We start from the raw sequence: 11649 nt of genomic DNA, 5'->3' as shown, positions 1-11649 counted from the left end.
ATCAAAGTTTAGTTCAATTTGTAGTGTATCTCATTCTCTTCCAGTGCAGAAAGAAGTTCACTGTTTATTTTCACCTTTTGCTTTCTACTGGATAGATTTAATTTTATTTCATCCTGCATTTCATACACAATAAAATTGAGCGGATGGTCACCTTTGTATGACCGTAATGTATCCTTTAAAGTTTGAATGCGTTTTTCTTGTAAACGGGCAATGTCCAATTTGATGGTCAATTTTTTGGCATAGGCGTCCATTACGTCTTGAAGCTGTTTAAAATCATTGAACTGTAATCTTGGGTCACCTTTTTTACCCGTATCCCGATTTACCCAACCTTCACGAACAAAAGCTTTTACATGAACAAAGGAATTGATCATTAGAAAATGCCTGAACTTTAGGTATTCCTCCCCAAAAATCCGGAATTCATGAGTATCTGTATAATCTTCCAAGGTAAAAAGTCCCCAGCCCTTTCCATTTTTTGAAATTCGGTGTTGCACATCTGTAATCACACCCGCAACCGTTAGTTCTCTATTCACATAATTTTCCAAACTGGTAAAGGCAGATACACTGCTGTTGCAAAATGCAGTTATCTCTTTTTTAAAGTCATCCAAAGGATGTCCCGAAATATAGATGCCAACAACTTCCTTTTCGCGACGGAGTTTTTCCATAGTGCCCCAATCTTCACAGGGAGGAACAACAGGTTCGGCAATTTGCGCCTCGCTCATTCCTCCAAACATATCCATTTGTGAGGAGTTTTGGTTTTCCTGATATTTTGCTGCCGATTTTATTACTTTTTCCAGAAAAGTTATGCCATCTCCCTCATCATGAAAGTATTGAGATCTATGAGTATCCCCAAAAGAATCGAATCCTCCAGCTAGAGCAAGATTTTCAAAAGATTTTTTGTTGGCAGAACGGAGTTCTACGCGTTTGGCCAAATCGAATACCGATTTATAAGGGCCGTCTTCTTTTCTATTTTCCACTATGGTTTCTACCGCAGAACGTCCAACACCCTTAATCGCGCCCATGCCAAAACGAACTGCGTTACTCTTATTCACGGCAAACTTGTAATAGGACTCATTTACATCTGGCCCAAGTACTTCCAGCCCCATACGTTTGCATTCCTCCATAAAGAAGGTGACCTGTTTTATGTCGTTCATATTGTTTGACAATACCGCTGCCATATATTCAGCAGGGTAGTGGGCCTTCAAATAGGCGGTTTGGTAGGCGATAAACGCATAGCAGGTAGAGTGACTTTTATTGAAAGCATATGATGCAAAGGCTTCCCAATCTTTCCATATCTTTTCTAGAACATCCCTTGGATGACCGTTCTTTTCGCCCCCATCCAAAAACTGTGGTTTCAATTTTTGAAGCAGGGCAAAAATCTTTTTACCCATTGCTTTTCGCAAAACATCGGCATCACCCTTCGAAAAGCCCGCAAGCTTTTGCGAAAGTAACATCACCTGCTCCTGATATACCGTAATTCCATACGTTTCCTTTAGGTATTCCTCCATATCGGGAAGGTCATAGGTAATCTCTTCATCCCCATGTTTACGCGAAATAAAGCTGGGAATATATTCCATCGGCCCAGGGCGGTATAGCGCATTCATGGCAATAAGATCATCAAAAACCGTTGGTTTCAGGTTTTTCATGTGTTTTTGCATCCCCGGGGATTCATATTGAAATATTCCTACGGTATCCCCACGTTGGAATAACTCATATGTCTTTTCGTCATCCAATGGAAAATCATCTGGGACCAATTCAACCCCAGTTCTTGCCTTGACAATTTTCACTGTATCCTTAATCAGCGTCAATGTTTTCAATCCAAGGAAATCCATTTTAAGAAGACCGGCACTCTCCACAACAGAGTTATCAAACTGGGTCACATACAAGTCTGAATCCTTTGCTGTGGCTACGGGGACAAAATTGGTAATGTCATCTGGAGTGATTATGACCCCACAAGCATGTATTCCAGTATTTCTGAGTGACCCCTCAAGCACGCGAGCCATTTTAACTGTTTGCCCTTCTAAATCATCACCCTCAGAAATATTCAAGAGCTCATGAACTTTTTCCAAATCGTCTGAACGGAATTTTTTCTTTAGTTCTGATTCCTCAACTCCAAAGATTTTGTTCAGTTTGGACATGTTGGGAATAAGCTTTGCAATACGATCTGCATCGTTAAGGGGCAAATCTAATACCCGGGCAGTATCCCTAATGGAAGATTTGGCCGCCATGGTACCGTAGGTGATAATTTGTGCAACTTGATTGGCGCCATATTTATTGATTACGTAGTCCATGACCCTACCTCTGCCTTCATCATCAAAGTCAATATCAATATCGGGCATGGATACCCTATCCGGATTTAGGAACCGCTCAAAAAGAAGGTCATACTTTAATGGGTCAATGTTGGTGATCCATAAACAATAGGCAACCACCGAACCTGCTGCTGAACCCCTACCAGGTCCTACGGACACATCCATGTTTCGAGCTTCTCGGATGAAATCTTCGACAATAAGAAAATATCCAGGGTATCCAGAATTTTCTATGGTTTTTAGCTCAAAATCAATACGCTCCGTGATTTCCTCGGTGATTTCACCATAGCGTTTTTTAGCACCTTCGTAAGTGATATGTTTTAAATAAGAATTTTCACCACGCTTTCCACCATCAACTTCATCGTCCTGTACTTTGAATTCTTCTGGAATATCAAATTTTGGAAGTAATACATCCCTTGCCAAATCAAAGGGCTTCACCTTGTCGACTATCTCCTGCACATTTAAAATGGCTTCTGGAATATCTTTGAACAAGGTCTTCATTTCATCCGAAGACTTATAATAATATTCTTGATTGGGCAACCCATAACGATACCCCCGGCCTCGGCCTATAGGGGTGGTTTGTTTTTCACCATCTTTTACACAAAGCAAAATATCGTGTGCTTCGGCGTCTTTTTTATCACAATAATAGGTGTTGTTGGTAGCGACCAGCTTTACTTGATGCTTTTTGGCCAATGGCACTAAAACTTGATTTACCCGGTCTTCATCTTCTTGACCGTGGCGCATTATTTCCATGTACAGATCGTCGCCAAACTGTTCCTTCCACCAAAGCAAAGCTTCTTCCGCCTGCTTTTCACCTACATTCAATATTTTGTTGGGTACTTCCCCATAAAGATTTCCGGTAAGGGCAATTACATCTTCTTTATATTGTTCAATAATTTTCCGGTCGATTCTGGGCACATAGTAAAACCCATCCGTATAGGCAATGGAAGACATTTTGGCCAGGTTTAGGTAGCCATTTTTATTTTTGGCAAGTAGGACTATCTGATACCCATAATCTTTTACATTTTTATTGGTGTGGTCATCGCAAACAAAAAATTCACAGCCTAGAATTGGGGTAATTTCTTTTTCTGTTGGAACCTCTCCATTAGTGGTTAGTTCAGCATTTTTCTCTTTTACATTTTTATTGTGGGCTTTTACTTCTTTTACAAAATGAAAAGCGCCCATCATATTGGCATGATCTGTTAGGGCAACAGCGGACATTCCATTTTTAGCGGTTGATTTTACTAAATCTTTAATGTTTATGGTGGACTGAAGCACCGAAAATTGGGAATGGTTGTGTAAATGAGCAAAAGATGCATCTGCTAGGCTTTCAACATTTTCGTTGATTTCTGCCTCTGAGATTTCACCAGTATCTTCTGCCCAAAGGGCATCTGAAATAGCTTTGGATGCTTTTTTAAGATTGATGTGCTTTAATCCAATAAGCTCAATGGTCTGTGGATTGGCTTCTGAGAAATGTTCAAAATAATCAGGTTGAACATCCAGCTCGCTGATAGAGAAATGCTTTTTTCGAACAAGTTCTAAAAAGCATCTAGTGGTAGCTTCCACATCTGCAGTGGCATTATGTGCTTCTGCAAAAGGTTCCCCAAAAAGGTATTCATGCAATTCGGTAAGCGTGGGTAATTTGAACTTTCCCCCACGACCTCCAGGAATTCTGCAAAGTTCGGCCGTAGCCTCGGTACAAGTATCTAAAACTGGAAGTTCGGCCAGAGAGTTTTCAACACCCAAACGATGGAATTCGCATCCCATGATATTGACATCAAAATCCACATTTTGTCCCACAACAAATTTTGCTTTGGAAAGCGCATCATTAAAAAGTTCCAAGGCTTCACTTAAGGGCACTCCATCTTCCTCTGCCAAAGCTGTGGAAATACCATGTATTTGTTCCGCTTCATAGGGAATATTAAAACCATCTGGTTGTATCAACATATCCTGATGCTCCACTAAATTGCCCAATTCATCATGTAGCTGCCATGCAATCTGTATGCATCGGGGCCAATTATCCGTATCAGTGATTGGCGCGTTCCATCTCTTGGGCAAGCCTGTGGTTTCAGTATCGAAGATTAGGTACATAAATCTCTTTATCAGTCAAAAAATAGTAATGAATAAAAATAAGCAAGAAGAGAGGTTTCAGAAAAAAGAGTTGTAAAGATTTATCAACCAATAAAAAACACAAAACATATTGACTGTTAAGGGAATTGAATTATATTTGCACCCGCTTAAGTAGAAAGCGAAAAAAAAGAATTAATAATCAGGGTCGGGCACCCTACAAATTAATGTGATATGCCAGTAAAGATTAGACTACAAAGACACGGTAAAAAAGGTAAACCATTCTATTGGGTGGTTGCTGCAGATTCCAGAGCAAAAAGAGATGGTAAATTTTTGGAGAAATTAGGAACATACAATCCTAATACAAATCCAGCCACTATTAATTTAGATATTGATGGATCTGTGAAATGGTTGAGCAATGGAGCACAGCCTACCGATACTGCAAGAGCTATTTTATCTTATAAAGGTGTTATGATGAAGCACCATTTATTAGGTGGGGTTCGCAAAGGAGCTTTAACCGAAGAACAAGCAGAGGAGAAGTTCAAAGCCTGGGTTGAAGAAAAAGAAAAAGCTGTAGCTGCTAAAGTTGGTGGTTTGGATAAAGCAAAAGCTGAGGCCAAAGCAAAAGCATTGGAAGCTGAAAAAGAAGTTAGCGACAAAAGAGCTGCTGCTGCATTGCCAGAAGTAGAAGAAGAAGTGATTGAAGAAAGTGCGCCTGTTATTGAGGAAGCCGCTCCTTCAGAAGATGTAGCTGAAACTACAGAAGAGGCTCCAGCGGTTGAAGAACCAGCTAAAGAAGAAGCTGCTAAGCCGGAAGCTAAAGCTGAGGAAGCTGCTCCTGCTGAAGAGGCCGAAGCTAGCAAAGAAGAAGAGTAAATACTCAGACGATGCGCAAGGAAGATTGCTTCTACCTGGGCAAAGTCGTTTCAAAATATAGTTTTAAGGGTGAATTATTGGTAAAATTAGACACCGATGAACCCGATATTTACGAAAACATGGAATCAGTATTTGTTTCAATTGGGAACAATCTGATTCCATTTTTTATTGACCGTTGCCGATTACATAAATCTGCATTGCTTCGTATTGATTTTGAAGAAGTAAAAGATGAACCTACCGCAGATAAAATGATTGGAGCGGAATTGTACTTGCCACTTGAGATGCTCCCACCGTTAACAGGAGACAAATTTTATTTTCATGAAGTCATTGGGTTTACTCTTATGGATGAGGTCCATGGGGATATTGGAATCATCAAAGCAGTAAACGACAGTGCCTCCCAAGAACTTTTTGAAGCTGAAAAGGATGGGAAAGAACTATTGATTCCAATTACCGATGACATTATCAAAAAGGTGGATCGCCAGAACAAACAGATTCATGTAAAGACACCAGAAGGGTTGGTGGAATTATATCTTACCTAGAAAATTAGCCTTTGTTTTTTACTATTTCATCCATGGATGTAGATACTGGGTTATTGCCTATGGTTTTTGTTGTAAAGAATGTTTTTCATTTTTGCGTTTTCTGGTCAATACTGCTATTCCAATAGAAGTTATCAATAGAATTATTTTTCCAACCAAATAGCCATATCCATAGTCAGTGAGTCGATTTAGATCGGTGATTAAGATATCTGCAATATTAAAAAGCACAACTATAGCAATTCCTGTAGATATATAAAATAGCACTCTTTTCATTACATCAATTAAAGGAGAACCTGATACGTATCAGGTTCTCCTTTTTTAAATTTTATTTTGTTACCGTGGTTGTAGATGGAGCGTAAATTCCAAATGTCAATGCTGAAACCAGTCCGTTCACAAAGGTCTGTCTAGTGTGTACAGTATAGTTTTCGGCACCTTTAGCCATTGCTTTTGAATCGGAAACTCCAATAGGTGCCAGGCCAGAAATTAGATAGTGATTCCATTTTGTTGTTTTATTGTTTCCCTGGGCTCCATTTCCTACTACACTAGTGTAAGAATAACAAGAAGTTAATAACATCGATGCAGCGAATACGACAGCCATCGTTTTCATTGTTTTTTTAATCATTTTTTAAATTTAGGATTAAACATTTATATTACTCGCTTTGAGTCCGGTTGGATAATAATTCTAACATAACAACAACAGCATAAAAGATTTTTCATAGTTATGTTTAAAATTTGGTTTCGAATTATTCAAAGCGACCAATGTACTTGGAATACAAGAGGTGGAGACTTCTAATCTAACGGATAACAGTTTTGACTTTATAAAAGCATGAATTGAGTTTGTGGGATACATGTTTTTACGATTACATTTGGAGCAATGAAACCATTTCAATTCAAAGAATTTACTATTAGTCAGGATCGCTGTGCCATGCAAATTGGCACGGACGGCGTGTTACTTGGAGCTTGGACATCTTTGGTTTCGGAGCCTGACTCCATTTTAGACATTGGTTCAGGAACTGGGATAATTGCCTTACAATTGGCGCAACGTTCCAATGCGGAGGTAATCGATGCCATTGAATTGGATGAGAATGCATACGAACAATGTGTTGAAAATTTTGAAGCTACGCCCTGGGCAGACCGATTGTTTTGTTATCATGCAGGGTTGGATGAATTCACAGATGAAATTGAAGACACCTACGATTTGATAGTTTCCAACCCGCCTTTTTACGCTGAGAAAGTTACAAGCGGAGACAGTTCAAGAGACAAAGCGCGTCAAACAAGTTCGTTACCTTTTCACGAACTTTTAGAGGGTGTTTCAAAGTTACTTTCCGAAACCGGAATATTCTCTGTAATCCTTCCATTTAAAGAGGAAAGCAACTTTGTTGCTTTAGCTCAAAAGCAGGGTCTTTTTCCAAATCGAATTACAAGGGTCAAGGGGAATCCGAGCACAGAGGTAAAACGCAGCTTATTGGAATTTAGCTTTTCAAGTGAGCACGTTAAAACGAATGAATTAATAATCGAGTTGGAGCGTCATCAGTACACTGATGAATATATCAACCTTACCAAAGCGTTCTATTTAAAAATGTAACAATATGCGATTACATTGTTACATTTCATTAGTATCTTTAAACAAATTTTTTTGAATGAAACCAGATTTGTTTGAAGCTCCTGATTACTACAATCTTGATGATTTACTTTCTGAAGAGCATAAATTGGTGCGCGATGCAGCCCGTCAATGGGTGAGGCGGGATATTTCACCTATTATAGAAGAGTATGCCCAAAAAGCAGAGTTTCCCGATCAAATTATTGGGGGATTGGCAGAGATTGGCGCTTTCGGACCTTACATTCCTGAGGAATATGGTGGAGCCGGGCTTGACCAAATCAGCTATGGGTTGATTATGCAGGAAATTGAGAGAGGGGATAGTGGAGTACGTTCTACGGCTTCGGTGCAATCTTCTTTGGTCATGTATCCCATTTTTGCTTACGGAACGGAGGAACAACGAAAAAAATACCTGCCAAAACTCGCAACTGGAGAGTGGATGGGCTGTTTTGGACTTACGGAACCCAATCATGGTTCTAACCCTAGTGGAATGGAAACCAAATACAAAGACATGGGAGACCATTTTCTATTAAATGGAGCTAAACTTTGGATTTCCAATTCACCTTTTGCAGATGTTGCCGTAGTCTGGGCAAAAAATGAAGATGGAAGAATCCACGGCCTTATCGTGGAACGTGGCATGGAAGGTTTTTCAACCCCTGAAACCCATAACAAATGGTCTTTGCGTGCCTCTGCGACAGGGGAACTTATTTTTGATAATGTAAAAGTGCCCAAGGAAAATTTATTGCCCAATAAATCTGGATTGGGAGCTCCACTGGGTTGTTTGGATTCAGCTCGTTACGGGATTGCTTGGGGAGCCATTGGCGCTGCTATGGATTGTTATGATACGGCCTTGCGCTATGCCAAGGAACGAATCCAATTTGGAAAACCCATTGCGGCTACCCAATTACAGCAAAAAAAGTTGGCCGAAATGATTACAGAAATCACCAAAGCGCAATTGTTGGCATTCCGATTGGGACAGCTTAAAAATGAAGGGAGAGCTACAACTGCCCAAATCTCTATGGCCAAACGAAACAATGTGGATATGGCAATCAAGATTGCCCGCGAAGCGCGACAGGTTTTGGGTGGAATGGGAATTACCGGTGAGTATAGTATCATGCGTCATATGATGAATTTGGAAAGTGTGATTACCTATGAGGGTACACATGATATCCATTTATTGATTACCGGAGCTGATATTACGGGACACCCTGCTTTCAAATAGCTTTTTACTTGTTTTCATATCGGCATATCTGGGATCGGAGATATAATCCTGTTTTTGGATTTTGATGACTTCAATGCTTAAAAAACCAAATTCCTCCACAACTTTTCCATAAAATCGATAAATGCCTTTACCCCTAAAATGATATTTGGCAGCTACCGATGGGAATAACACCGTGTCGAATACCTCCCCGTGTTGATCTACCATAGTGGCAAAATGCATACGTTTTCCAGTATGGGTGCTGGTGTTTTTTACTGTAATCAGATAACCATAAATATCAATATGTTTGTTCAAATAGCGATGCAAATTCCGTTGTCCGTGAGTATTTTTAGGAGGCTCTGCCAATAACTCAAAAGGACTGCAGAGGGCAAAACCCAAGAGCTCCAATTCTTCAAAAGCAGTTTCCAAATCTGTGGTATGTAGTTTAGGAATCTGAAATTTTTGGTGACGTGGAGGAAAGAGTTTCGGATGTTCCAAGCGGTCATTTTTTGATAGCATCAAATGTGCTTTCCAAAGCAGTTCATGTTTGTTGATTCTGGTAAAACGGAACGCATCAATACGAATCAGGATGGCAAGTTGTTCAACCGAAATCATCACTCTGTCCAAAAAACCTTCCAAAGAAACAAAGTGTCCGTTTAGGGTTCTTTCCTTAACAATACGCTCCATGACCCTGCTTTCCAAATCCCGTAGGTATAGCATCCCTAGATAAATATGGCTACCACAAATACGGTTGGCTATATTACTGTTGTTTACACAGGGAGGATGAATGGTGGCACCCATCATACGGGCATCGTGAATATAGAATTCGGAACGATAAAATCCACCTCCATTATTTAGGACTGCTACTAAGTATTCCAAAGGAAAATAAGCTCTTAGAAAAAGGCTTTGATAACTTTCTACCGCATAGGAGGCCGAATGCCCCTTGGCAAAGGCATAGCCTGCAAAACTAGCGACTTGATTCCATACCTCATATATTAAGGTGTCCGAATAGCCTTTTTTACGACAGTTGGAAATGAATTTGTCCTTTACCTTTTGAAATTCTTCCCGCGATCGGAACTTACCGCTCATACCCCTACGGAGCACATCGGCCTCGCCCAAATCCAAACCTGCAAAATGGTGCGCTACTTTGATTACATCTTCTTGGTAGACCATTACGCCATAGGTGTCCGGCATAATATCCAGCATTACAGGATGTGCTTTTTCTTTGGCTCTTCCTTTATGGCGATGACGAAGAATATATTCCCGCATCATACCGCTTTTGGCCACTCCGGGACGAATAATGGAACTGGCGGCCACCAATCCCAAATAATTATCCACTTCCAATTTTTTGAGCAGCATTCGCATAGCAGGTGATTCCACATAAAAGCACCCCATGCACTGTGCAGTTTTGATGAGGTTGTTTATGGTATCGTCCGTTTTGAAACCTTGGATGTCGTGAATGTCAATATTCTGATGTTTTTCAGGTTGATTATAGGCTACAATTTCCAAGGCCTCCTTTATTTTTCCCAATCCGCGTTGGCCCAAGATGTCAAATTTGTAAAGTCCAACATCTTCTGCAATGACCATGTCGTACTGGGTAGTGGAGAATCCTTTTGGAGGAAGATGGGTAGCTGAGAACCAATGCAACGGTTTTTCACTGATTAAAATTCCGCCTGCGTGAATGCTGAGGTAATTGGGTTTTCCCTTCAGTAATTTACCATATTTAAGGACAAGCTTGGACATACTGTCCAGTTGATTTGGATTGTACCTTCCTGTAGACAAAAAATCGATTTCCTGCTTGGGGAGCCCAAAGACTTTTCCCAGTTCCCGGATAATACCACGCTCCTTAAAAGTAACATAGGTGCCCAAAAGGGCAACGTGTTCAAAACGTTCAAAAATGTATTGGGTCATAGCCGGCCTGTCTCGCCAGGAAAAATCAATGTCAAAATCTGGCGGATTAGCACGGTATAAATTGATAAATCGTTCAAAATAGAGGTCGAGTTCCATGGGGTCCACATCGGTAATGCGAAGCAGGTAGGCCACAATGCTATTGGCACCACTACCTCGCCCCACATAATAAAAACCCCTTCGGGATGCTTCGGAAACAATATCCCAATTGATCAAAAAATAGGAGACGAACCCCATTTTTTTAATGAGATCCAACTCCTTGTCCAATCGTTTCTTGATGGATGTGTCAATTTTTTTATAACGATAGGGGAGACCTTCACGACATAATTTTTCAATGAGTTGTTCATCTTCTTTTATACTACCTGTGTAGTTTTGAAGGTTTTGTGGCTTTCGCCCCTTTGAAAAATCAAAATGTATAGTACACTGGTTTAGTAGCTTTTCAGTGTTCTCCAAAATAAAAGGATATTCTGAAAAGGCGGTGGCCAGGTTTTGGATGGGAAACATTTTTTCGGCTTCGTTGGCCTCTTCTTCCTGTGGAAGTTTACTCAACAACACGTTATTGTCAATAGCTCGTAGCAAGCGATGGGCATTAAAATCGGCCTTGTTCCTAAAAGTGACCGGTTGCTGCACGACCAATTTCTTTTTTAGCTTGACCAATCTGGAAAAGGGCAATCTTCTTAAATCGGTGATGGAAACTCCAATAAATTCATGTTCCGAAAAATTCTCGAGTTCATTTAACAAGACTTGCTCAAACGGATAGACTATAAATGCATTTTTAAAAGCGGGAGCCCGTTGTGGAATTTCCAAAGTTTCGTGAAGATGGTGCGACAAAAAGTTGTTCAATTCCAGGTAGCCTTCGTTGTTTTTGGCAATTCCCAAGAAACAAGGTTTTACCCCATTTCTAAAATCAATTCCTAAAAGGGGGGTGATACTGTATTCCGAAGCCTTTCTCACAAAATTGAGTCCTGCAGAAGTGTTATTGATATCAGTCAGTACCAAACGGGTTACGTGGTTTTGTTGGGCAAGCTCCAAGAGTTCCAGCTCTGAGAAGGTGCCGTAGCGTATACTATAATATGTGTGACAGTTTAGGTACAATGTTTAGTAATCAGTAATCAGTTGTCTGGATTTTATAGTTTTACAGCCTACAGCCTACAGCCTACAGCC

Annotated in this window: 8 protein-coding genes; 4 read left to right on the top strand and 4 right to left on the bottom strand. The window is 40.3% G+C overall.

Annotated features, from left to right (window positions below; translation table 11 throughout):
- Positions 1-8 precede the first annotated feature (8 nt).
- Positions 9-4394, bottom strand: a complete 4386-nt coding sequence (dnaE, locus tag AAY42_RS10250; protein ID WP_055394851.1) for a DNA polymerase III subunit alpha — start codon at positions 4392-4394, stop codon at positions 9-11.
- Positions 4395-4604: 210 nt separating this feature from the next.
- Here dnaE and AAY42_RS10245 point away from each other — a divergent pair, with 210 nt between their 5' ends.
- Positions 4605-5246, top strand: coding sequence for a 30S ribosomal protein S16 (locus tag AAY42_RS10245; protein WP_055394849.1), 642 nt, complete (start codon positions 4605-4607; stop codon positions 5244-5246).
- A gap of 11 nt (positions 5247-5257) precedes the next feature.
- Entirely contained in the window at positions 5258-5785 is a 528-nt protein-coding gene (gene rimM / locus AAY42_RS10240; RefSeq protein ID WP_055394847.1) for a ribosome maturation factor RimM, read from the top strand.
- A gap of 57 nt (positions 5786-5842) precedes the next feature.
- On the opposite strand, the gene AAY42_RS10235 is transcribed toward rimM, so the two are convergent.
- Together AAY42_RS10235 and AAY42_RS10230 are read right to left on the bottom strand one after the other, a co-directional pair.
- Complete coding sequence (locus tag AAY42_RS10235) at positions 5843-6055, bottom strand: hypothetical protein (RefSeq protein WP_055394845.1); 213 nt, start codon at positions 6053-6055, stop codon at positions 5843-5845.
- Between the two features lie 52 nt (positions 6056-6107).
- Positions 6108-6380 (bottom strand): Bor family protein, encoded by a 273-nt coding sequence (locus tag AAY42_RS10230; RefSeq protein WP_245625613.1) that lies wholly within the window; start codon positions 6378-6380, stop codon positions 6108-6110.
- A gap of 276 nt (positions 6381-6656) precedes the next feature.
- Between AAY42_RS10230 and AAY42_RS10225 the strand changes: the two genes are divergently transcribed.
- Together AAY42_RS10225 and AAY42_RS10220 are read left to right on the top strand one after the other, a co-directional pair.
- A complete protein-coding gene (locus tag AAY42_RS10225; protein ID WP_055394841.1) occupies positions 6657-7367 on the top strand; it encodes a tRNA1(Val) (adenine(37)-N6)-methyltransferase in 711 nt (236 codons plus the stop codon).
- 55 nt (positions 7368-7422) lie between these two features.
- Positions 7423-8601, top strand: coding sequence for an acyl-CoA dehydrogenase family protein (locus AAY42_RS10220; RefSeq protein WP_055394839.1), 1179 nt, complete (start codon positions 7423-7425; stop codon positions 8599-8601).
- On the opposite strand, the gene AAY42_RS10215 is transcribed toward AAY42_RS10220, so the two are convergent.
- The gene (locus AAY42_RS10215) at positions 8554-11580 is read right to left on the bottom strand and encodes a DNA polymerase III subunit alpha (RefSeq protein WP_055394837.1); all 3027 of its coding nucleotides are present in this window, start codon (positions 11578-11580) and stop codon (positions 8554-8556) included. The genes AAY42_RS10220 and AAY42_RS10215 overlap by 48 nt on opposite strands.
- Between the last annotated feature and the right edge of the window lie 69 nt (positions 11581-11649).

It is taken from the genome of Flagellimonas eckloniae (genome assembly GCF_001413955.1).
Taxonomy (GTDB): domain Bacteria; phylum Bacteroidota; class Bacteroidia; order Flavobacteriales; family Flavobacteriaceae; genus Flagellimonas; species Flagellimonas eckloniae.
Note: the sequence above shows the minus strand (reverse complement) of the source record. Positions and strands in the feature narration are given on the sequence as shown.

Bases quoted from the DNA above. Each gene is read 5' to 3' on its own strand.
- dnaE (WP_055394851.1), bottom strand. From the start codon at position 4,394: ATGTACCTAATCTTCGATACTGAAACCACAGGCTTGCCCAAGAGATGG.
- AAY42_RS10245 (WP_055394849.1), top strand. From the start codon at position 4,605: ATGCCAGTAAAGATTAGACTACAAAGACACGGTAAAAAAGGTAAACCA.
- rimM (WP_055394847.1), top strand. From the start codon at position 5,258: ATGCGCAAGGAAGATTGCTTCTACCTGGGCAAAGTCGTTTCAAAATAT.
- AAY42_RS10235 (WP_055394845.1), bottom strand. From the start codon at position 6,055: ATGAAAAGAGTGCTATTTTATATATCTACAGGAATTGCTATAGTTGTG.
- AAY42_RS10230 (WP_245625613.1), bottom strand. From the start codon at position 6,380: ATGGCTGTCGTATTCGCTGCATCGATGTTATTAACTTCTTGTTATTCT.
- AAY42_RS10225 (WP_055394841.1), top strand. From the start codon at position 6,657: ATGAAACCATTTCAATTCAAAGAATTTACTATTAGTCAGGATCGCTGT.
- AAY42_RS10220 (WP_055394839.1), top strand. From the start codon at position 7,423: ATGAAACCAGATTTGTTTGAAGCTCCTGATTACTACAATCTTGATGAT.